Origin of the sequence: Lysinibacillus sp. JK80 (genome assembly GCF_027557635.1) — a bacterium.
In the GTDB taxonomy this organism is placed as follows: Bacteria; Bacillota; Bacilli; order Bacillales_A; family Planococcaceae; genus Lysinibacillus; species Lysinibacillus capsici.
The window spans coordinates 3,637,474-3,660,940 of record NZ_CP058997.1; the positions used below are offsets into that span (position 1 = coordinate 3,637,474).

General features: G+C 35.9%; 21 protein-coding genes and 1 pseudogene. 5 read left to right on the top strand and 17 right to left on the bottom strand.

What is annotated here, in order from left to right:
• Nucleotides 1-18: 18 nt before the first annotated feature.
• Nucleotides 19-516 (bottom strand): GNAT family N-acetyltransferase, encoded by a 498-nt coding sequence (locus HXV90_RS18305; protein ID WP_048394335.1) that lies wholly within the window; start codon nucleotides 514-516, stop codon nucleotides 19-21.
• A 108-nt stretch (nucleotides 517-624) separates the two neighbouring features.
• On the opposite strand from HXV90_RS18305, the gene HXV90_RS18310 reads away from it, so the two are divergent.
• The gene (locus tag HXV90_RS18310) at nucleotides 625-1,203 is read left to right on the top strand and encodes a DinB family protein (RefSeq protein WP_269897722.1); all 579 of its coding nucleotides are present in this window, start codon (nucleotides 625-627) and stop codon (nucleotides 1,201-1,203) included.
• Between the two features lie 76 nt (nucleotides 1,204-1,279).
• On the opposite strand, the gene HXV90_RS18315 is transcribed toward HXV90_RS18310, so the two are convergent.
• Together HXV90_RS18315 and HXV90_RS18320 are read right to left on the bottom strand one after the other, a co-directional pair.
• The gene (locus HXV90_RS18315; RefSeq protein WP_066037157.1) at nucleotides 1,280-1,618 is read right to left on the bottom strand and encodes a hypothetical protein; all 339 of its coding nucleotides are present in this window, start codon (nucleotides 1,616-1,618) and stop codon (nucleotides 1,280-1,282) included.
• Between the two features lie 169 nt (nucleotides 1,619-1,787).
• On the bottom strand, nucleotides 1,788-2,636 hold the full coding sequence (locus HXV90_RS18320) for a pyridoxamine kinase (protein ID WP_269899045.1): 849 nt from the start codon (nucleotides 2,634-2,636) through the stop codon (nucleotides 1,788-1,790).
• A 178-nt stretch (nucleotides 2,637-2,814) separates the two neighbouring features.
• Here HXV90_RS18320 and HXV90_RS18325 point away from each other — a divergent pair, with 178 nt between their 5' ends.
• Both HXV90_RS18325 and HXV90_RS18330 read left to right on the top strand, forming a co-directional pair.
• Nucleotides 2,815-3,369, top strand: coding sequence for an ECF transporter S component (locus tag HXV90_RS18325; RefSeq protein WP_269897723.1), 555 nt, complete (start codon nucleotides 2,815-2,817; stop codon nucleotides 3,367-3,369).
• A 132-nt stretch (nucleotides 3,370-3,501) separates the two neighbouring features.
• Nucleotides 3,502-3,942: a cell wall hydrolase gene (locus HXV90_RS18330; protein ID WP_004228176.1), complete on the top strand. Its 441-nt coding sequence runs from the start codon at nucleotides 3,502-3,504 to the stop codon at nucleotides 3,940-3,942.
• Between the two features lie 153 nt (nucleotides 3,943-4,095).
• On the opposite strand, the gene HXV90_RS18335 is transcribed toward HXV90_RS18330, so the two are convergent.
• The 3 genes from HXV90_RS18335 to HXV90_RS18345 form a co-directional block, all read right to left on the bottom strand.
• Complete coding sequence (locus HXV90_RS18335) at nucleotides 4,096-6,318, bottom strand: 5'-nucleotidase C-terminal domain-containing protein (protein WP_269897724.1); 2,223 nt, start codon at nucleotides 6,316-6,318, stop codon at nucleotides 4,096-4,098.
• 200 nt (nucleotides 6,319-6,518) lie between these two features.
• A complete protein-coding gene (locus HXV90_RS18340; RefSeq protein WP_269897725.1) occupies nucleotides 6,519-7,805 on the bottom strand; it encodes an MFS transporter in 1,287 nt (428 codons plus the stop codon).
• Nucleotides 7,806-7,939: 134 nt separating this feature from the next.
• Nucleotides 7,940-9,400, bottom strand: coding sequence for an amidase (locus tag HXV90_RS18345; RefSeq protein ID WP_269897726.1), 1,461 nt, complete (start codon nucleotides 9,398-9,400; stop codon nucleotides 7,940-7,942).
• A gap of 130 nt (nucleotides 9,401-9,530) precedes the next feature.
• On the opposite strand from HXV90_RS18345, the gene HXV90_RS18350 reads away from it, so the two are divergent.
• A complete protein-coding gene (locus HXV90_RS18350; protein WP_269897727.1) occupies nucleotides 9,531-10,262 on the top strand; it encodes a response regulator transcription factor in 732 nt (243 codons plus the stop codon).
• 164 nt (nucleotides 10,263-10,426) lie between these two features.
• Here HXV90_RS18350 and HXV90_RS18355 read toward each other — a convergent pair whose 3' ends face one another.
• The 6 genes from HXV90_RS18355 to HXV90_RS18380 form a co-directional block, all read right to left on the bottom strand.
• Nucleotides 10,427-11,323, bottom strand: coding sequence for a hydroxymethylglutaryl-CoA lyase (locus HXV90_RS18355; RefSeq protein ID WP_066037149.1), 897 nt, complete (start codon nucleotides 11,321-11,323; stop codon nucleotides 10,427-10,429).
• Nucleotides 11,324-11,342: 19 nt separating this feature from the next.
• Nucleotides 11,343-12,698: a tripartite tricarboxylate transporter permease gene (locus tag HXV90_RS18360; protein ID WP_016995237.1), complete on the bottom strand. Its 1,356-nt coding sequence runs from the start codon at nucleotides 12,696-12,698 to the stop codon at nucleotides 11,343-11,345.
• Entirely contained in the window at nucleotides 12,695-13,135 is a 441-nt protein-coding gene (locus tag HXV90_RS18365) for a hypothetical protein (protein ID WP_048394316.1), read from the bottom strand. Before HXV90_RS18365 ends, HXV90_RS18360 begins: the two co-directional genes overlap by 4 nt.
• Nucleotides 13,136-13,138: 3 nt before the next feature.
• On the bottom strand, nucleotides 13,139-14,395 hold the full coding sequence (locus HXV90_RS18370; RefSeq protein ID WP_048394314.1) for a hydroxymethylglutaryl-CoA reductase, degradative: 1,257 nt from the start codon (nucleotides 14,393-14,395) through the stop codon (nucleotides 13,139-13,141).
• 137 nt (nucleotides 14,396-14,532) lie between these two features.
• The gene (locus HXV90_RS18375; RefSeq protein ID WP_112116562.1) at nucleotides 14,533-15,081 is read right to left on the bottom strand and encodes a helix-turn-helix domain-containing protein; all 549 of its coding nucleotides are present in this window, start codon (nucleotides 15,079-15,081) and stop codon (nucleotides 14,533-14,535) included.
• Between the two features lie 252 nt (nucleotides 15,082-15,333).
• Nucleotides 15,334-15,711, bottom strand: a complete 378-nt coding sequence (locus HXV90_RS18380) for a DUF3221 domain-containing protein (protein WP_269897728.1) — start codon at nucleotides 15,709-15,711, stop codon at nucleotides 15,334-15,336.
• Between the two features lie 384 nt (nucleotides 15,712-16,095).
• On the opposite strand from HXV90_RS18380, the pseudogene HXV90_RS18385 reads away from it, so the two are divergent.
• A pseudogene (locus HXV90_RS18385) lies at nucleotides 16,096-16,388 on the top strand (IS3 family transposase); the annotation flags it as partial.
• Nucleotides 16,389-17,012: 624 nt separating this feature from the next.
• Here HXV90_RS18385 and HXV90_RS18390 read toward each other — a convergent pair.
• The 5 genes from HXV90_RS18390 to HXV90_RS18410 all read right to left on the bottom strand — a co-directional run bounded on the left by HXV90_RS18390 (nucleotide 17,013) and on the right by HXV90_RS18410 (nucleotide 23,317).
• On the bottom strand, nucleotides 17,013-17,162 hold the full coding sequence (locus tag HXV90_RS18390; protein WP_004228154.1) for a hypothetical protein: 150 nt from the start codon (nucleotides 17,160-17,162) through the stop codon (nucleotides 17,013-17,015).
• A gap of 964 nt (nucleotides 17,163-18,126) precedes the next feature.
• Nucleotides 18,127-18,672, bottom strand: a complete 546-nt coding sequence (locus HXV90_RS18395) for a hypothetical protein (protein ID WP_269897729.1) — start codon at nucleotides 18,670-18,672, stop codon at nucleotides 18,127-18,129.
• A 686-nt stretch (nucleotides 18,673-19,358) separates the two neighbouring features.
• Nucleotides 19,359-21,176 carry a DUF2357 domain-containing protein gene (locus tag HXV90_RS18400; protein ID WP_269897730.1) on the bottom strand — a complete coding sequence of 606 codons (1,818 nt, stop codon included), beginning with the start codon at nucleotides 21,174-21,176 and terminating at the stop codon, nucleotides 19,359-19,361.
• Complete coding sequence (locus HXV90_RS18405) at nucleotides 21,160-23,064, bottom strand: McrB family protein (RefSeq protein WP_269897731.1); 1,905 nt, start codon at nucleotides 23,062-23,064, stop codon at nucleotides 21,160-21,162. Before HXV90_RS18405 ends, HXV90_RS18400 begins: the two co-directional genes overlap by 17 nt.
• The gene (locus HXV90_RS18410; RefSeq protein ID WP_269897732.1) at nucleotides 23,039-23,317 is read right to left on the bottom strand and encodes a hypothetical protein; all 279 of its coding nucleotides are present in this window, start codon (nucleotides 23,315-23,317) and stop codon (nucleotides 23,039-23,041) included. The genes HXV90_RS18405 and HXV90_RS18410 overlap by 26 nt, the downstream gene beginning before the upstream one ends.
• Nucleotides 23,318-23,467 lie beyond the last annotated feature (150 nt).

The window sequence follows — 23,467 nt, forward strand, 5'->3', positions numbered from 1 at the left end:
AAAGGCTTTTTAGCATTTTTAGAAATACAGCACCATATAATCCTCATCAAAATATTGCTGCCCTATTTTTAAGGCGTTTCGTTCTGTTCCAAAAACGTGAAAACCTAACGATTTGTATAATCCTTTTGCTGATTCATTGGAAGAAACAACTGTTAAATTAATTTGCTCGACATCTACTAGTGTCTTTGCTTGATTGATGATCTCTACCATTAGTTGTTTTCCTATGCCCAATCCCCGTTTTTTTGAAGAAACATAAACGGCAAAAATACTCGCTTTATGCTTTAGCTTCATTTTATTTGCTTGCACCAATGTCGCCACACCGAGTAAATCCTCCTGGTCAAATGCCCCAAACGTAAATGTTCCCTGTCCTTCGAGCCTACTTGCAAACGACTCAATTGACAAATCCTTTTCTTCCTCGAAGCTAGCGCCAAAAGCTTCTGGATTTGTTTGCAATCCCTCTAATCTTAAATCTCTATATACCTCAGCATCTGCAGCTGTTAATTGTCTAATTTCCATGCCTTTTCCTCCTATCATACTTTTCCTATTTATCGGCCATAACGATTGGCATTTGATGTACTTTTCCAACAGTAATCCTTAAAATGGAAATAAGGGAGCTGAAAATCTATGGAATCTACTAATATGTCAAAACACTTTCTTACATTACAGGCACAACGAGCACACTATCTACCAGCTATTCATTCACTTTTACAGGAAGAACTATGGCGAGTAACACGCGAGGGAAAATGGTCCATTGGTGAACACTTTTATCACCTTTATTTGATTCTCAAAATGCTCCACACAGCAACCAAATATTCTTTATTCCTTACGCCTATCGCTAAAATGCGAAGAAACAAGCCATTCTCTACTGAAATACATGATATTTATGAAGAATATCAATCCAAAAAAGGACATGGAATGCGAGCACCCAGTATTTTGATTCCACCTAAGAAAATACGCTTTGTATTAAACAGTTATGATATCGAGCAATTACTTATCAACGAGACACTTGCTTTGCAAAAGTTAGTACAAAATATAGACGAGGATGTTGCAGGGCATATTGTTTTTCCTGATCCCATTGCGCATTATCCTAATCTCATTCAAGCTATTCAGTTGTTGGCTATTCATGAGAGGCATCACTTTAATAGGATGGAAGGGCTTTTAGGAGGAAAGAATTTGAAAGGTACAATTAAAGAAATCAAATAGAGCCAATTTGATTTTATGCCCATCAAAACTGGCTCTGGATTTTTCAGTATAGCAACTTTGTCATGGAAAAATTTTATTAGGAAACGCTACGAGCTCTTTGTTCTAGAACTACACTTAAAATTCCAAACAATAACAGCAACAACACACCCATTAACGTAATATTTGACCATTGTAACCGTGTATCGAATAGCTGAAAAAAGAAGGTGAATACAGGAATAAAACACAATGACATCATGACTAAAAATACTTCACAATATTGAATACCCTTCTGTAATAAATACATTGGTATTAACACACCGATGACGGTCATCAATAAAATCCAATCAATGTTTTCAAGCAAATAAGTAAACATGACATCATATGTAGCGATAAATGAAAGCAAAATGATACCATAAAATCTTTTTGATAATATCATCGAGCTTGTCCATCCTAATTGACTGAGCTGCTTAGAATAGACTGTACATAATACTGCACCAAGTCTAGACTATTTAATTTTCCTTCAACAAAAAAATCCGTAAAGGTCAATATGAATCTGACATTTACGAATTTTTTATCACTATTACTTATTATGGGCTTATTAACGTTTACAGCAGCATACGTAAAAACTTTTCAAAATGCACGCCAGCCTCACGAGGTACTTGCTCCTTCGAAGTAGCTTCAATTGCAGCGGCTAAAAATGTTTCTGCCAGTGTCATTGACTCCATTAAATCTTGTCCGCGCATCATGCCGCCCATTATGATGGATGCGAAGAGGTCGCCTGTGCCTGAATAGCTCTCACCATTATAGTTGCGGATATTATGAAAAGACCGCTCAGAATCGACAAACATATTGCCAACATAACGCTTGTCCGTATCCCCTACTGGTGGATTCAAACCCGTAATAATGACGTTTGCTCCAGTTGCTTGCTGTAACTGCTGACCTGCTTCCTTAAGGGCATGAATATAATCTGTATCATTTTGATAGCTCAATAGCCTTTCATAGGATAAACCTGTAAGCAAGCAACATTCCGTAACATTTGGCGTAATAATATCAGCACACTTTACTAACGCTTTCATACGATCAAGCAATTCACCAGTAAACATCTTATAGACCTCACCATGATCGCCCATTACTGGATCGACAAGCAACGTCGTCTTATTTGAGTGAAACACGTCTAAAAAGCGAAATATATTATCGATTTGCTCCTTACCTGTAACAAAGCCTGTATGAATACCATCAAAGGTAGCTCCAAGCTTACTCCACTCGTCTATAAAAGAGTCCATCTTTGACGTTAAATCTTCACAATAAAAGCTTGAATATCCTGTTTGTGCCGTTAAAATAGCTGTTGGTAGTGGGACTGCTTGCACACCCATCACAGAGAGTACAGGCATCGCAGCCGTCAATGAGCACTTTCCAAAGGACGACATATCTTGAATTACAGCAACTTTTTTCATCATACATTCCACCTAACTCATCCTGCTTTTACTCTCCTCATCGTATCACAATTAGAAAGATGCGAAAATAACCTCAAACTGACCCTTAACTTTTTTATGAAATTGACACTTTTACAATAGTCAGTCCTTTGTTAAAGTAAAAATCATCAAAATATTCATCATAGTGAGGAAGAGACAAATGCAAAATATACAAAGGCCAACATCCTATACAAAATCACGTACAAAAACATTTGATTTAGTCATTACAGCCATTTTAGCAGCACTTGTTTTCGTTGCTACAATGTTTATCAATCTTAAGCTACCGATTGGGCAAGGGGGCCTTATCCACTTAGGAACATCTATGCTGTTTATATCCGCTATTCTATTCGGGCCTAAAAAAGGAGCACTTGCTGGAGCTATTGGAATGGGTTTATTCGATATCGTAGGTGGCTGGTTAATTTGGGCACCCACAACCATTATTTCACGCGCATTACAAGGCTTTATTGTCGGTAAAATTGTTTGGTCAAAAGGACATAAAGGTGATAATCTTGGGCTGAATATTTTAGGAGCAGTAGTATCAATGCCCGTGATGATCGCTGTTTACTATGTTGGGCAAGCCATTATGTTCAACAGCTGGATTGCCCCGCTGGCATCCATTCCTGGGGACGTCATTCAAAACACCGTAGGCTTAGTTATCGCCATCCCAGTATGTGTTGTACTGAAAAAAACGCCATACTTCAAAAATAATTTTTAATGAAAATACACCATCTTGCTGTTGAACAGTAAAGATGGTGTTTTTTATGGAGTGATATACAAAAACAACGAATTTCAAGATAAAGTGAAACTAGCCTTGTTCTTTTTCATACTATAAGGTGGAGGTGGAAAAATGCCAAGAGTAAAATACCGTGATGCAGACGTTGCTTTAATGGCAAGGATGATGAGAGCAGAAGCAGAGGGTGAAGGTCAACAAGGTATGCTTTACGTGGGCAATGTCATTGTGAATCGTGCAGTGGCGTCCTGTTTAGACTTCAATGATGTAAGAACGATTGAGCAGGTTATTTACCAGGTACAAGGCGGAAACTATTCTTTCGAAGCTGTTCAAAAAGGCAATATGTTTTACCAACGAGCAAGAGAAACGGAAAAAAGATTAGCGAAACAAAACTTAGATTTCTGGCGAGAACATCCAGCAAAATACGCACTCTGGTACTTCAATCCATATGCACCATGTCCCCCAACATGGTATGGTCAGCCGTTTACAGGACAATTTAAGAATCATTGCTTTTATGAACCTGCTCCAGATACTTGTGCTAGTGTATATATGGGATAAGGTTTTTTGACTTTTAATAACCTACATTCACAAGTTTAATAACGCTCTACTACAATGACAAAGCCCAACGTGTTAATTGACTAAAAATCGCCGTATGTAAAGAGGCTGAAGGAATAGATGCAAATCTAGTTTCCTTCAGCTTTATGCTAGCTCTTATTTTTTAATCGTTACATATTTGCTATAAACATACCCCGATTTATTATTATAAGATATCTTATACCAGCCTTGTATTTCCTCTAAAATTGTAATTTCGGTATTCTTTGAAATTGTCCCATATACTTTTCCTGAGTTCGATGGCTTTGAACGAACATTTAAGTGGTAAGCCGTAACAATCCCTTTAAGTGATTCTGACTGAGTAATAGTTGGCTTCGATTTGTCTGGTGTTGTCTTACTTGGATTCACCGGTTTTTCTACTGGCTCATCTTTAGGTTTATTCAATGCTTTTACCAGCTTTTGATAAAATTCACCTGACGTTTTTACCCCAGTAAATTGGCTAGCATCTACTTTTGCTTTTGTTGCTAGCATTTTTATTTCTTCTTCTGTAATCAAAGCTTTGACATTAATAGATGCTATATTTGTATATTTACCATCTTCCGTTGTAGGAATGGCTAAAATATCTTTATTGATTAATTCAACAACAGCAGCACGTGCAGGCGATTTCATATCGACACCAACGATTTTCCAGTTATGCTGGATCACTGGCTCATACACACCGTTCATCTCTTCTTTTAGATATCGAATGGCTAGATTACGGATTGTACCGCCTGTTTCTCCATAGGCACTTTCTTCTTTAGAAGACCAAATCATATTAAACTTACGCCCTTCAAGTGCCTGACCTTTTGATACAAGAAAATCCATCCGATAAGAGTTCATACCAAGCTTTAAGTTGTCTTCTAGCTTAATCGGGGTACCATCTAATTTGCGTAGATTTTTTATTCTGTTACCTGGCTGCTCAGTTAAATCGATGTCATATTTTACATTTCCGAAATAATCATTCGTACTATATTTAGAGGAACGACGCGTTTTATCAAAACTAATCGTCACATCTCCATCTCGTGTGCTATTAAAATAGCCAACTGCCCATTCCATATAATCTTTTAAATCTTTGCCCGTTACTTCATAAACTGATACTTCTCCACCAGCAAATTGATAATTATAGGCGATATCCTTTTTCTTAATAGGACCTACATCCAATGAAGCTTTGTCATTATCAATCTGATGTGCTACCACATCTGCCTTACTATAATGTAGCATGACCTCATGGAAAAAATCTGATAAAGGTGTTTCTTGGATGTGTACAGCTGGTATACCCTTAATTTCATTTTTGGGAACAAGATTTGTTCCTTTAAGCTGTGCTACTTCGATATTAGCATCTTCACGTGCATACTCATGGTATGGCTTCAACGTTTTTTCTAGGTCTTTATCCGATTCAACAAAGGTCCCGTCTTCATTCTTTACAGGAATAGTTGAAGCATCTTTTTCTTTAAGCAACAATTTCTCGCCTTGGCGAGTAAATGTTAAATCAATTCGTGAAATATGTGTTCCATATTTATTAGGCTCTGTTATAAAAACACCGTTCACTTCTTCTTTATTTATCAGTACATGATTGTGTCCTGCAAAAATAGCAGCTAGTTCTGGTACGGCATTAGCCATTTCCTTCACACCCGTTCCTGGAACACCATTTTCATTTTCCAATCCCATATGCATAAGGCCAATCATGACATCTACTTTACCCTCTAATTCCTTAACTGCCTTTTTAGTCTCTTCTATCGGGTTTTTGACAACTAAACCATCAAGATGATTTGTCCCCTTCTCATACTCTGTAATCAAAGGTGTTACCATGCCAATAACCCCGATTTTAACCCCTTCACGCTCAATAATTGTATATGCAGGTAAATAGCGTTCGCCATTTTCTTTATAAACGTTCCCAGCAAGTCTTGCTCCATTAAATTGACTGGAAACTTTATCTAATACATCCAAACCAAAATTAAACTCGTGATTACCATATGTCCAAGCTTCATAGCCCATTTCATTAACAGCCACCATCATCGGTGACTGCGGCTGGTCATTAAACAATTCTGCAGAATTATCCTGTATTAAATCTCCATTTTCCAATAGGATGGTATTCGGATGATCTTTCCGGATATCTTTAATAATTGTATATAATTGCGTTAAACTTCCTGTGAGATTTGGTCCATCCACTGCGTAATCCCAAGGCATAGAGCGGCCATGAATATCTGACGTAGCCAGGAGTGTAATATGAATATCTTTCTCTTCCTCTTGTGCATTGACAGGCGTTTGTGTAAAGACAATTCCTGTTGCCAGAATCAATACAGCCATACTTAGTATTGTTATAACTTGTTTCAATTGATTCATTTCCTAGTTTTCTCCCTTTTTATTCTGAATTTTAAGATTCCTAATCAGTGTAGCATTTATGGAGATGTCTAACCAGGTAAAATCTATCATAAAAGTAATGTAATTTCATAAATTTAACAGATATTAGCGTGATTAAAGAGGAAAAAGCAATAGAAAATCGATATTCAACAAAAGTTTCACTCCCGTCCAATATCCCTATTTTAATAGGATTTATTTGATTCATCTGGATACGCTACAGCCACTCTCACACGTTTTTCATTTAATAACAGGACTCCCATCAAACCAATGAAGGAGAATATAACAGGCGAAATGAAGCCATAGTAGTACCCATCACTTACATTGCCTGTGGCAGCTTGAAAGTAATCTAAAATATACCCAAAAATAATGGGTAGCAATGCGGCACTTAGAAAGCCCCCAGTATTGGCAAATCCAGAAACAATGCCTGATTCATTTAAAGGGAAAGTTTGACGAACTGCCGCAAAGGTTAAGGCACTTGCACCATAGCCAAAGCCAATGATAAAGAACAGGACAATGAGCATGAAAATGGACGGATGCCCTTTCAGTAAAAGAAAGGCAAACCAACTCGTTAAAACCGCAATATGCACAACAATATAGGGTCTCTTAATCGTACCTAACCAGCCAGCAATCCAGCTCATTAAAGGTGCTCCTATAAGCGCTCCGACTAGACCAATCATAATTAGCTGACTAGCCTCTGATCGTGACATCTCATACATATTGATCCCATATGGTACTGCCCACGAGCTAATAAAGCCAACATACCCCCCCACAACGCCAAAATGACAAAAAAATAAAGCCCATGCTTGCCTGCTTGAAAATATTCTTCGTAATAATTTGGAGCTTTTTTCACGTTTTAGTTCTTTAGTTATGCTTACAGGTTCCTTTGAAAAAATGCGTTTTGTGTTTTGTACGAGCACAAAATAAAGAAGTACACCACATAAGCATAGTAAAAGTCCTGTAGAGAAAAAGGTGATTCGCCAACCTAATAAAAAAATCAATGTAGCAAAAGGCACTGTTGCCAATAAGAAGCCTAAGCTCCCTGTCATACCTGCAAAACCAATTAATCGGACAAACTCCTTTTTATGAAACCATTGTGCCAAAATAAGCACCATATTCACCCATATGGTCGCATCTCCTACACCAGTAAGCATTCTAGAAAAGAATAGAATGAACTCATGTGTACCTAGACTGTAAAGAATGGTTCCTATACCTGTAAGGATGGCACCAATGATGAGGAAAAGGTTTGGCCCAAATCGGTCAGCTAAAATCCCCATCGGAATTTGCAAACTCGTGTACACAAAAAATTGAATACTCGTCAATAAGCCAATTGTCGAAGCCGTTACCCCAAAATCCTCCATCAATTGATCTGTAATTAACCCTGGAGCAGTTCGCTGACTTGCCATTAACAAATAGGTAAACAATACAGCAACAAACACAATCCATCTGTACTTATGTTGTTGTTTGTCCAATAATCACTACTCCTATTAGCTTTTATGTTATGTATATGAGTTCGAGGTCAGGATAAAACCTGCTTTTAAGGAAGCTTGAAAATTACGACAGAAAGAAAACGCACCCAGTCTACACTAAGTGCGTTCATGCTATATTATACTGCTGGCTGAGGCTGTTCACTGACATGTACTGCTGGTTGACGGTCTTTCCAAGGCATGGCTTCCTCTAGCTGTCTACCAAGCTGTAATAACGTCAATTCATCTGCAAATTTACCTGTCATTTGTAGACCAATTGGTAGGCCTGATTTACTTTCGGCTAAAGGCAATGATATGGAGGGCTGACCTGTAGCATTGAATAAATTTGTAAACGGTGCATACGTGAAAATTTGCTCTGTCCATTCAACAGCCGAAATATTAGGATTGTTGGCATTTAACTCACCAATTTTAGCAGGAAGTGTGCCAATAGTTGGACTCAATAAAATATCATAGTCTTCAAAGAAGCCTGCAACTTGACGTGAAACGACTGCATTTGTATGAATAGCTTCCAATAAATCAGCCGCCTTTAATTGTCCACCATATTCATAGCATTTCCAAATGGCGGCTTCAATATAGTCTGGAGAAACTGCTTTACCAGTTCCCGCTGCAGCCCCCTTAATCATGTGATAAATATTCGCTGTCCAAATATCGACCGTCGCCTTTGTAAATGATGCTTGTTCATATTTCGGACGCGCCTCTACTACCTCGTGTCCTAGTTCTTTTAATACTTGAACTGTTTTATGAACCGCTTCTATACATTCCGGATCGACAAATGCCCCAGAATTTGTTTCAGTTGTCCAAGCAATTTTTAGCGGGCGCACTGTTTCCTGGATAAGTTGTCCATACGGTGCATGTGTTACTTCTAATTTGGAATAGCTTCCTAAGTCAGGACCTGCTACTTGATCCAATAGCACCGCTGTATCACGAATTGTACGAGTCACAGCGAACTCAATGGCAATACCATTTAAAGGCTCACTATTGAATGGACCAGCTGGAACTCTTCCACGTGTAGGTTTTAATCCCACTAACCCACTACAGGAAGCGGGGATACGAATAGAACCTCCGCCATCATTGGCATGAGCGATTGGCACAATACCACTTGCTACAGCTGCTGCTGACCCTCCACTCGAACCGCCTGGACTATGATTTAAATTCCACGGATTGCGCGTTGCACCATAAATAACTGCTTCAGTCGCTGCATTATAGCCAAACTCAGGTGTTGTCGTAGTACCTGCTAAAATCAGGCCAGCCTTTCTAAAGCGCGCCATTAATTCACTATCGACGGGGATAACCGTATTTTCTCCAATACGACTCCCCATACTATGCGGAATACCCTCTGCATGTAGCACAAGCTCTTTAATTAAAAACGGAACACCTGCAAACGGCGCATTTTCATCAACCTTCTCAATGGCTTTATCAGCCTGCTCTTCTAACACACTAACAACTGCATTAATGGATGGATTGACTTTTTTTATTCCTTCTAACGCTAGCTCCTTTAACTCCTGTGGTGTTACCTCCTTTGATTTTACTAGCTCTGCCAACCCAATACCGTCATAGGATGCATACTCTTGTAAATTCATATTATCACCTCGTATAGTAGTAATCTTGCAACTATAATGTACTGAATATTCTAAATTTAAGATATTACCCGAAAGGATAATTCTGTTTTAAGTAGAATATAAATGCATAATAGAGAAACGAGGTGTTTTCATGTTTTTAGAAAATGATTTAGAAAACATTCTTAAAGCAAGCTATCATATTTCGAATATGAATGTGAAACAAAGCACTGAAGGGTTTAAACATGAACTATTGCAAACAATTAGTCAGCATCTCGGCTATGACCATATGTTATTTTGGGAAATAGCAAATAATGAGCTAACCGCCCCTGTGCTTTTTAATATAGAGCGTCACACGATTAATGACTATTTACAAAGATATAAAAACTTTGATCCATTGCACCCCCAAAATATAAATACACAGCCTTCCATTCAGCTAATGAGTAGGAATGAAGTGATGTGCCTGCAAAAACAAACCCACTATAAAGAAGTATTTTTGAAAGAAAATCGTTATGAAGATGAAATGGCCATGTATTTAAGAATAGACAATAGGCTCGTAGCCGTTATTGGCTTTTTAAGGAAAACAGGAGAGAAGCTATTTAATGAAAAAGATATTTTAAAGTTAGTGTATTTGAAAAGAAATATCGAAAACATGTATTCTTTACATCACTTTTCACAGCCTTCCATCGTGTTGGAAATGACAGATCGAGAACGAGAAGTTTTAAAGTTTGTATTCAAAGGCTTGAAAAACATAGATATCGCCCAGCAATTATTCGTCAGTGAAAATACAATTAAAAAACATCTTCAAAATCTATATAGAAAATTTCAAGTAACCAATCGTACTCAACTGCTGGCAAAGTGTTTGAAGTATAGTGATCATGTTTAGTAAGGTCATCTATTGAATTCAAAGGTAGTATGATTAATTTGCTGATTAATTGGCATAAAACTATTTTTCCTCAGTAAAAAAATGCCCCACCAATTGGTAGAGTGTGTCTAACAATTGGTGGGGCATTCCTAATTTTAATTCTAACTATAGAGGTGCTCTTTTACTTAATTACTTTGCACTTTATACACTTTACTATCAAGCTGTCTATTTATTGCCTGCTGTAAAAATCGTGTGGCGGTAAATAGTTTTTCTTCATCAATATTCGTTTGGACGCCTAAACGATGCAGGAAATTTACTAAATCATTTGTTGATACATTGCCGCTTGCACCAGGGGCATAGGGGCATCCCCCTAAACCTCCAATAGCACTGTCGTATTTTGTAATCCCCAGCTCAAGTGCTGCAAATATATTGGCTAAAGCACGGCCATACGTATCATGAAAATGAAGGGCAAACAAATCACGATCGTATTGAGTGAGTAGCTCTGATAAAATAGCCTTTACTTGTACAGGATCCGCTACCCCAATTGTATCACCGAGTGAAATTTCAGAAACGCCCATTGCTAGATAGGCATCAATGATATCCTTCACTGTTTGAAGCTTTACTTCATCACCAAACGGACTGCCAAATACAGTTGAAATATAGCCTCTTAACGATATACCTTCACGATTTGCTACTTCAGCTACAGCTTTTAAGTTCTGTAAAGATTGGTTAATTGAAGCGTTTACATTACTTTGATTATGCTCCTCAGAGGCAGAAATAAATAAAGCAATTTCATCAACCTTGTGTTGAATGGCTCCTTCTATCCCTTTCAAATTAGGCACAAGAGCTGCATACGTTATTTTTTCATCACGTGCGATTTGCTCAAACACTTCATGATGATCGGCTAAAGCTGGTATCCACTTTGGACTAACAAAAGAGGATACCTCGATATGACGGACACCTGTTTCACTTATTAAATTAATCCATTGCACTTTCAAATCAGTTGGAATAAAAATTTTCTCATTTTGTAAGCCGTCACGAGGACCAACTTCTCTTATTTCCACTTGTTTTGGTAAAGTCATAAAGATACACTTCCTTTAATTAAATGCCGAACAGCTGTAGCATAATCCAGCTTGATGCGTAGAATACCATGAATTGCACACCAGCCCCCACACCTAAAATACGATTCAATAATCCACCAACAGTTGCAACTGTAAATGTTAACACTACTCCTAGCAATTGTGCCTCGTTATAGGCAAGCAAAAATGCTAATCCGATGAACATCGCTACGATTGCTTCCTGGCTAATATATTTTAATACTAATACAGATGCTTTACGTGCATAATTCATCGCAAATGGATAAGCAATTAAAGCGGCTACACTAATACCGATTAACCCAAAAATGAAAAAGTCCCATGAAGACATTAGCGTGTGTAAGTTGTTAACTGGATCTACTGTAAAAATAGGTGGTGCATTAAATAAAGGTGATGCTGGTCCAAGTGCTACTGGGCTTAACGGAATACCGAATGCAATTAATGGAATAATCGCTTCAGCTATATATGTCGATTCCGTTACACCATTCATGACAGTAAGACTCGTTGTTGATTTTTTATAGGCACCTTTTGTACGTGAGCCTACAATTTCTCCCATCAATGACGTCATCCCGACAGGACTGAAGACAAATGTAAGGGAGGAAAGAAACGTTGTAATGCTCGTAAAAATGGTCTGCCTTTTCGATAAAATTTTAAATGGATTCGGGAAATAGCCTTTCCATGATTTCGTTTCGGGAGCAAGATTATATTGATTTGGCTTACTGCGTGCTAGATCATTTTTAGCAACAGAAGAAGCCGCCATTAAAATATTACAAAACATCGGTCCAATGGCAATTCCTAAAAAGAATGTAATACTTAAATGTTTATCCAGCATCGCGAAGCTAACGCTATCTAAAGCTTTTATGAAAAATGCAAATGGAATAATAATTAAAATACTTGCCCATTTTCCCTTTGAAAAGAATGCGATTAAAATAGCGGCAAGTGTAAAAATGATGCCTGATGAAGATTTAAAAAAGTCGGCAAATTGACCTAAAAACTGACCTAACAATACAGCGGTTGGTAGGGCGATAAATGCACCGATTACACCGCCAGAAATCATTTTACGTAATGCAACGTGTGGCATCCCTAAACGGCGTAATGTATTGGCATGATCGATCAACGGTACAGCCGTTGTATCCCCTGGAATTCCTAATAACGCAGTTGGGACAGCATGTGTTAAATGCTTAGCTAACACGCCCGCCATGAAAAAGGCGAATACCCCTTCAGGAGGCGCTCCCAGCAAAATAACTAACAATGTAATTGGTACCATAATTGCTGTTTCATCTGTACCTGAAATAAGTCCTATTATAGTAAAGATAGCTGCACCAAGAAGTGCAAATAAAAGAGCTATTAAATAAATACTCATTTTTTATCCGCTCCCTTCAAGCCTTGTAAGCTAGAAAGAATTCCAAAATCCTCAAGTTCCTTTTTTGTCACTGGATCTTCCTCGATTAAACGTATTTCCTCGTCTATATCAATTTGTAAATCCTCAAATGCTTCCTTTAAAGAATGACTAGATGCTTCATCCTCTACTAAAATACGCTTTGGTTTAAAAAGAATCGTATTAATAGCGACAACAATCAGAATACCCGTGATTCCTGTTAACAATGAATAGGAGTTAATCATCTGAGGGTCTGCAAACTTTGGAAAAACCCACTGACCAAACTGATAGCCTAAAAAGCTTGCGGCAACGCTTAAAATAATTGAAATAATTAATTGATTACCAGAAACCGTGTCTCCTAAAATTTCAATAAACTTCTTTTCCTCTACATTTTTTTGCTCATTGTATGGAGTATTCGCCATGTATTATTCACCTCGCAGAGAGTTTGTAATCTCTAAAACACGATCATAACGGAAATCCTTCTCTTCTACCGCCTGCTGCACAACACGATCAATAATATCGCCTGTAGCCCCAGCCATTACAGCCAAGTTTTTCGCATGCAGACGCATATGACCAGATTGAATACCCTCTGCTGAAAGTGCGCGTAAGCTTGCTAGATTTTCTACTAATCCTACTGCTGCAATGTAGCTAGCTAGCTCCTCTGCAGATTGCACATCCATAATTTTTAGCGCTGCTTTTGCAACAGGATGAGTCTTCGTAGCCCCTCCCACAATACCAACTGCTAATGGCAATTCCAACGTACCAACAAGATTGCCTGCTTTATTCAGCTCCCACGTTGTTAAAGAACGATATCTACCAGAACGAGCAGCATAGGCATGAGCACCAGCCTCAACAGCACGTGTATCATTACCTGATGCTAATACCGCAGCTGTAATACCATTCATAACCCCTTTATTATGTGTGGCAGCCCGATACGGGTCAGCATCTGCAAATTCGTAAGCACTTACAATATTTTTCGCAATCTCTATCCCCCCGAGCATTTCTGTCGAGAATTCACCACGCGCACGGACAATACGCTTATCTGCTAAATTTGAAATAATCCGTAGCACAACTCGTCCATTTGTAATACGTTCGATTAATGGTGACACAGATTCCGCCATCGTATTAACAGCGTTTGCCCCCATTGCATCTTTCGTATCTACGATTAAATGCACAACAACCATTGTTTCTTTTGCTGTGTCGATTAAGTGCACTTCTATATCCTTCACTCCGCCGCCTAACTTGACTAATGTTGGATCCTTTTCATTACAATGCTCGATGATCTCATTTTTGTGTTCAAAAATTTTCGCCCTTGCTGCATGAGGGTCCTCAATATTTAATACCTGAATCTGTCCGCGCATAACTGTTCCCGAGCTGGAAGTAAAAATACCACCTAACTCATATGCTGCACGGGCCGCATTACTAGCCGCAGCAATTACTGATGGCTCTTCAGTAGCCATCGGAATAAATACCTCTTTGCCATTCACCTTAAAGTTGGCCGCTACCCCTAGAGGCACTGAAATATGTCCAATAACATTTTCAACCATTGCATCTGCAAGCTCTAATGAAATTCCACTTTTTAAAGCTTCAACTTCCTCGTTGGTTAAATTTGATTTTTCAGCGATTAACTTAATTCGCTCTTCTACTGAAAGTAAATAAAATCCCTTAATACGTGAAGTCATCCCCATACCCCCAAAATTAAAAAAGTGTAATATAATTCAACTTAGTTGAATAACATTACACCAATTGTAAATTGTCTGAATAGTATTGTAAACAAGAAATTTGTATTTTCGATAATATTTACGTTTAAAGGAAAGATTTAATCCTCAACATAAATCGTTAATACCTTTGAGTTTTCTACAGAATTATTAATAAAGATATGCTCCTTTTTCCCAGAAAAATACGCAGAGTCCCCCTCTTCTAAATTGTAAAATTTATGATCGTATTTCAAGACGATACTACCCGAAATGACATAAATAAATTCATCATTATCGTGAGTATAAGGCGCTAAATTTTCCGCCCCATTATGTACAGTAACAATAGAAGGATTGATATTGCTCATATAGCTCTTATTCGCTAACAGCTCATATTGATAGCCAAGTTCATTTGTCTCAACCGTCTCATTGCGTTCTTTTTTCGATACAATCGAAATGCCATCAAATTGATCCTGAATAACAAACCAAGCCATTGGCACATCAAATATTTCCGCAATCTTGGACAATGTCACCAGACTCGGTGTCGCTTTGCCATTTTCTATTTTGGAAATATGACTTTTCGTTAAATTAATCTGCGAAGCTAAATCATCCTGAGACATTTTATTTTTCTTCCGCATCTGCTTTATTTTTACTCCAACTTCTAGTAAGTTCATCTATTCCAGTCCCCTCGATCATTTCGGTTTTTACAATAACTATACTATATTTTTAAATGATGGATCGAAAAATACGGAAAGTATAGCCCTCCTTCATTGTCGTCTGTTCAATTAAATTCAAAAGGGTGTGCTGAAAGCTTCTCGACTTTAAAATTAATTTTGAGAAGCAATAATCAGCTTAAATAGAGGAAATAAACGGGAGTTTTATTTATAAATGATATTAAATTACATTTAGTAAAAACGAAATGTTGGTCACAGTTTTTCTATCCGAATAACTTTGATTTTTGCTGGATTTGACTCCAAAATTTCAGAATACCAAATCCTCACTTCATCTCCACTTTTAATTCCTTTCATAGAAAGTTTCGATTCATTAATTAAAATTGAAACTGATTCAAATTTATTTGAGAACAGGAGATTTTCATTAGAGAGACTCTCTATATCTGATTGTTGAACGTCCTTTCCTTGAATAAAATAGACTATTCCTTCATGTATTACTATATAACCAATTTCACTTTCGGTATTTTCTTTACTAGCAAATAGTTGGCTAACATTACCTAAGAACCATAAAGCAACAAGAAAAAGTAACAATAAGACTGTGTTGATAATAGGTTTGGGGATTCTATTCTTCATTCAAACCACCACCTTATACATTTAATAATTTTCATATCATTTTAAATGTACATAATATACCAAATACTGTGCTCACCTCTATTCTACAATACAAAAAAATACTTCACTTGTTATACTTCCTAAAGAAGGAATACAGAAAATATTTTGAAGTTTTCAATGCAATTGGATGGAATTAGGAAAATAAAAAAACTTGTATTGAACTGCCGAAGATAAATTCCAAGCTGTTGAGCTCTCCTTGAGAGGAATGGAATGGAAAGCTCCTATGATATAGCTAAATCTATGGGGACTAATAATAAAGCAATCCTTAAATGGATTAAGCAATATGAAATACAGTATAGTTGAGGCTATTATTCAGCCGTATACAAATTAAACACTAGAGTTTACTCTAGACCAACCTATTCACTTGTTTCAGACATGTTGAACAAAGCACTCGAACGTTTACCTGAGCACCACCAGTTACTTATGCATACCGATCAGGACTGGCATTATCAAATGAATAAATACTGTCGCGCCTTAGAATCAAGAGGGGTTGTTCAAAGTATGTCTCGTAAAGGAAATAGTTACAACAACTCTGTCATGGTGAATTTCTTTGACATTATGAAATCCGATTTCCTTTACATGAGGGAATTAGAAAGTATAGAGCATTAAAAATAGAATTAGAAAAATATATAAACTACTAGGCAAAATTAAAAACGAGTCCGGTACAATACCGAACTCATTTATCCAAGTAGCCAAATGAAATAACGAAGCTAACATAAATGAATTAACTATTTAATTCATTTATGTGTAACCTACTTAATTGCGCTCTGATTTTTGGAATGCTACAAATAAAGATAATTTTTTATTAGAAAAACCTTAGTTACCTCTAATGACATTAGTCTCTATTATTGAAAGCAGATGCAAATAAAAAAAATACTAAGAGACTGAGACATTCAGATGTAAAACAATTATTTAAATTAATACCCAAAATAGAGCCTTTGAAGAGTTTGATATGCATATATTCACATGAATTCTTTCACATTTAACCAAAAACGATGGATATCAGTTTAAAGAGATAAACGGGTGGTTATCTCGCTTTATGACTACTCCCACTCAATCGTCGTTGGAGCTAAGATGTAATATCATACGGTAGGTTTTAAGATTATTATCAAAACAGAAAAATGCATTCAAATCATGTAATTTTTTGTCCTCAATTGTAGATGGTGACTCCCATTTATATGTCTATGTCGTTTCATTGTCTTTATCATCAATTTAAAAGAAAAACATAGGGAAATTTTAGTCTTCCTATGCTTTCATTCAAATTATTGATCTGTTTGTTCTTGCTTCTTTTTCAAATACTCCGCACGTATTTTCTCAAGTTGCTGCTTTTTATCAAATTTGGCCGGCTTGTTTTTTTCATGATACTTTGCCACAGCCACCTTACCTTTAGTATCCAATTGATATTTTCCCACTTTGGTTCACCTACTTTTCCTGCCTTTAAAGAAATCTATTCAACAAATATAGTATACCTTATTTTGCTGATATAAACCTTTTTCCTATATTGTTGTACTGCTTAACCTTAATTTCGGAAAAAGCTTAGTAAATAATTCAATGCCAAATGTATTTAAAGTATCTGTATCCGCACTCATTTTAGATGCTGTTACCTTTATTCTTATTTAGCGTTAATTATTGCTCACCTTTATGTATGGAGACGGCTGGTCTTAAAACGAGAATTAATAAAAGTGCTGAAAATACAACTTTTTCAAGAGGTTTTCGGCACCAGTTTTAATACCTGACCCACAGTTTGACCCAAAAATAGAAAAGAGATAATTTTTAGCTTACGGAGGCAATTATTAAGCCATCACTTAATCCAACAAAATAATATATCAAATCTCCACGATACATGCATTATTGTTAATAGCTCTTGCTACAGATAGATTATCATTAATCTTTGCCACAAATAAGTAATCAAGACGAGAGTGAAATTCAGTGAGAATATGGTTATTTATTAAATCCAATAGAGTATGTTTAAATACTCTATCACTACTATGTGCCTCATTATGTAAAATCTTTTTTCCCAATCAGTAAGATTTAATTTTGATACTCTCACTTCTATGATCTTAAACCTTACTACTCTACGCATTTTAGTTTGTATTAGCCCATCATTAAAATTGAACCTCTTAAAATAACATACTTAGATACCTCCTATTAACTTATTTTCACAAGTATCAAAAAATCCTATTTTTTATTGAATTGGCTAAGCCTTTTGAATTTTATTAGAATAGCAACGGTTTATATAGAGATAGAATCCTATTTCACCTGTGCTATAGTGTAATTTTGAACCTATTGAAGATAAGAGTACTAGAACATTACATTTTAACGCTCTAAGGCAAGGGAAAATAAGATTAAATTATAAATTTCTTAATTATAAGATTTTTAATTACTTTTTTTATTCACTATCGAATATATATAATAATGGATAATGTATGAAAATGCTCCAATTAAAAATACCATTAAAATAAATTGATCACTGTTAATGATAGCTTCAGCTATACTTCTTTTTTCATCTTCCGATACCGTTTCTTTTTTCTCCCCAACATACATTGTATCAGTAAATACATAAACTGTTACTAGCGCAATTAAAATGTTTATAGTTGCTGATAAACTACCTTTTTTCTTATCTACTAATTCTAAGACGGCCTGCTTTCTCTTTTTAATGATTATATCAATACCTCTTTCAGATAAATTCGTAAATATTATTGTTAGTAATATTGAAACAACCATTCCTATGTTGAATAAATTTCTTTCTAAATCTATTGGTGAATTATAAAAAAATAATATTATTAGTGCCCCAAAATAAATAATACTAATAAACACTACATATTCTAAATTTCTTTTTGCTATAACTGTATCCTTACCATTCTTTTTAAATAGAAAAATAAATGACATTAATCCTATAATAGATAAAATAGCTAATAGCATAACTTTAAAATTATTTGCTGATATTAATTGTATAGTTAAAAAGACAACCAGTATAATCCACGTTGAATTTACTATATACTTAAATAAATTTATTAAAGATATTAAAAAATATCAATATCACTATATCCCTTTATAATAGAAGTCAAGTATTCAATAATCCCCAGTAATAGGTTAGTACATGCACATATAATAACCAATGTTAAAATAGTATATGTAACCTCTCCAAAAAAAGGTATTAGAAAATCATATATTTCTGCAAAATTATAACTTCCTAACGTTATAAAAAAGACTAACATTAAAATAGTGGCTATCGAGAATATAAGTTTTAAATATTCTTTATCTAATTTCGATATTTTCTCCATAAAATTACCTCTTAATTTAATATGATCCTGTCATTTTGATTTAAAATTTATCATCATATTAGACAAATAAAGTATTTAATTATCTTATTCTTTAAGGCAAAAAGCGCACCGCCAAATGCTACTTTAAATCTTTAAATCTAACAATTGGCGATGCACTACATGTGTAGACTATATTTTGCAATACAAGAAGTTATTGAGTTTACAAAATCCAGTAAATAATTCCCATTCCTTCAGGTCCCTTTACTTCTGTCTTACTCTTTCATGTATAGATATATTTCTTCCTCTTATCATAATGACTTTATAGTAAATAGAAGGTTTTTTTACTTACTTTGTTATATCCTGGACAATCATTTTCATCTCTTCAATTGCTTCTAAAATATGTTTTTTGAAATGATGATTTTCTTTCCCAGGAGTCAAATCCATTGGACGTACAAAATATTCATCGACATCCCTTCTCCGCTCTTTGTCAACTTTATAAGGAAAAATTGGCCATACCTCTGCAACGGGACGGAAGCGGTTCAGTATCCTACTCATTGCCCTCCCTTTTAAAAACCAAGGACTGCGACACGCTGTAGTATATGCATCAAGTTGCTTCATAGTCTTAGTTTGTTTACTCGTCTTAATCAATTGTTTATTCCATATAGAAGATAAAGGGCGATATTTAAAGTCTAACAGCAAACTTCCAATGTGGCCATGTTCATCATAAACATCAATTCGACAATCTGGCAATCGATGATGAGAACTTGTGTATAAAGGATTCTCAATGCCGGTATCCTCTGCAGAAGAAGGTAATTCTTCCTCGTATATGACCCGAACACGAAGTGTTCCATCCGTTAACTCCACATAAGAACCTTTTCGCAATTCGGGAACAGTGATTCCGTTCTCAACATCAGTTATATCGAACAACCAACCTTTTGTAGCTGAAAAACCCATTTCTTCTGATAAGAATACCCTAATGACCTGGATAAATCCCCAGATTTCATATAAATAGTCAGTTCTCTTCCAGTGATATGTATAAATCGGATCTAAGGTCACAGAAGTATTGTCTTTTTTTAGATCTCGATATATTTGATATAGGATTCGATATCTACTATCTGCTGAAATGGCCATTGGTATTTCTTGTAGAGATGTTTTAGAAAAATTTTGTACCCAGGGTGCATGTAACCATCGGCTCCATGCACTTCGAAACTGATTTGCATCTCGTTTCATCTCTTGAATCTGGTTCCAAACCTTCTCCTTAATCCTGATACGTCCCTCTGCCTTTTTCCCCCAACGACGTAGCTCTTTCATTTCTCTATTGAGTACATCCTCATATGAAAGTAAAAATTGATAAAGCGTTTGTGTTGTAGTTGCTAAGGTTTGAACTATATGCAACATCCAACGGTTTTCTGGCAAATTGTAGCTAATAACCGACTTTGCCTCTTTAATAACGTCTTTCTTGTCCGGATGCTGTGAACGAAATTTGATAGTTTCTTCACCAATATGTTTCGCTAAAGCATCAGGGACAATTTCATAGTCTTTCACAATCTGGTAACGGGGCGCTTTTTGAATCTCCTCAATCGCATTTAACAAACGTGACTTTTCATTCCTGAGCAACAACCATTGCCTCATATAAGTAATTGGAATGGGTACATCTTCTTCACTCGTGAGATTTAAGTTTTTTCGGACCAAATCTTGCGCCAATCCTTGCAGTGTGTCCTCAATCTCTTTGCGCATGGTTTCCCACTGCTCTTCAGTGACTTGTTTTGGCTTTACTCGTAACAACGTATAATAAAGTTTATCTTCTATTTCCACCTTCACTTGATAAAATCCCGGTATCAATGGGTAATATGTATATCCATTTTGCTCACCATTTGCAAACAAGATTTGCTCAGTTGGCGAAGAAGGAAGATATACATCTCCTAAATTATCAGACTCTACTTGACTCTCTGGCAACATATCTAATCCATCCATATAAAACTTAGCTGAAGATGAACATATAAATAGCACAGATAAATCTACATTTTCTGTAACTTCCACAATTTTATCTTCAGGAATAGAAAATATCGATTCCTTGTTGTCTACAAACACTGACACTTTCTTTTCTTTTCGGTATTCCTTGGAAGGAGAATGAATAAATACTAAGCTACATGGTGTATCCATTTAGTTTTAACTCCCTTGCTTTACTAATAACATTGGTACGAGCCAAAATAAAATCTGATACCTGACTATACTTTTCAAACAAGTGAAACAATTTACTCTCAGAGACAGTATCCTCTCCTTCTATGTAGACTCCTACCAAACCTTTGAGCATCTCTTCAGGACCACGAACCTTAGTTAACACTCGTTGTAATATTTGAAAATCAACAGCCTCTCCTCTAATAAAAGGGCATGATACAGGCATATTTTTTATATATCGATCGATTTGTCTAACGACGCGAGGGCCGATCCCCATTTTTAAACTGGTTTCTTGCAACAAACGATGTAAGTCCCATAAAAAAGACAGCTCTTCTTTTGTTAATTGAACTGAACGAAGATGTTTATCTCTATATGAAGCATATTCACTAGCACTTGTGCTTCCTTTTTCGTTTGGCTTACTTTCCTTCTTCTCTTCAATCTCTAAAAGTTGATGATAAGGAAGCACCTCTAACTCAATTACATTCGCCCTGTCTAGTACCTTATCACTAAATTGGTGAGTTGTTTCATCGATATTTACAGTTCCAACAAACATCACATTTTCGCGAATCGAAATAAACGGCTTGTATTGTTCATTATTATAAAAACGATGCTGCAAGTCTTCATTGTATAACTTTAAGACTCTATTATCTGTTTCTAGCAATGATAAAAACTGCGCAAAATAATGCTCTACCCTAGCTAAGTTCATCTCGTCAAAACATACAATAAATAATTGGTCTTTTTCACTTTCAGCACGGATAAGTGTATTTACCAACCCAGAGTCCCCTGGTCGGTAGACATTATGTAAAGTATCTGGATATCCAATTAAATCAGTATCATCTGTCCAAGAAGGACGAACTGGTATAAAGTTAACTTGGGAGGTGGGCAATCGTAAGGCCTTCGCATATGCATGAACGAGTTGTGATTTTCCAGTTCCACTCATACCTGCCAAAATTACAAGTGACTGAGTTTTCATAGCAATATGAAAATTATACAAATCCCTTTCAGAATAAAATAGTCCTAGCTCTTTCGTTTTTGCTATAAACTCTTGTAAAAACTCTTCTTCTTTATTATTATCTTCAACTGCTTCCTTTACCACAAATGCTTGTGATACTTTATCCTCTTCCATCTGCTGATAGACAGGAGATGATTTCGATAATTCCTGTAATACTTCTTCATTTAAATAATCTGGGAAAAACCAAACTGCTCCTCCCTCCCAATCATATACTTGCTGTAGGAATTTCTGATCACAATTTAACTCTTTTAGTTTACCTTTTTCAATAAACCGGAATCCCCCATGAGCTACTGTATGAGATTCAAATTCTCCGTAAATCTTGATGCTTCCCTTTTTATCTTTCCATACTAAAAAAGATGGAGTGTCTTCTTCATGTTTAGAAATATCAGGGTTATCTCCGATATAATTACGTTCCAATAACCTAGACTTAAACTCTTCTTCGTCAATTCCATCTTCTTCTTCGAATACTGGTATCGGAATTAAAGAAACATCTCGTGTAAAAGACTCTTTCTTTCCAATAAGATATACATTGGTTGCTACATGAAATTCACGAAAGTTACTCGATATTTTTAGTTGTGGTTGAAATACCAAGAGTGATTCTTTTAAAAATTCTTTTATACGCTCTGTACGTTCATAATCATTCAGGGTTAAATCATCCTCAAATCCCCACTTTTCTAGTTCTTCAGCATAGCAGGTAATATGACGTACATTTCTTGGAAAATCGTTTGGTTCATAGGAAATGATTTTTAAGTAAAATTGAAGAGTATTATTTTGGTTAACAAATACACTTCTTCCTTCGACTACTTCATGTTCTTCAGCAAGTACACTTACTAATTTAGCTTCCCACTTTCTGTTTCGCATACTCCTCACGGCCCTTCTCAATTTCTTGTTTCAATTGTTGAAATGTTTCAATCTTTTTGATGGATATATTTGTTTGTCTTTGAACATTCTTAAGGAGTTGTGGATCTAATTTATAAGTAAGTCCCCAAATCTCTTGACTGTCAGTAAAGTCGACTTTATCTAGTTCTTTTCGTTCCACAATTTTCACGTCAAAAGGACAATTGAGAAATATGGAACTGTTATGAGGATTTCCCAGTAAATAGATTTTTCTCATAGTCTTTCTATCTTTCTCATTCTCCAGTTTATTTTCTTGGTTCAACAAATTAGAGTAACATTGTATTTTTTCATTTTGTATTGTCTCTATTTGGAGAAGTAGTGCTACTTTTTCTTTTTCCCAATTCTCTTTTGCTACATGGTAAGATAA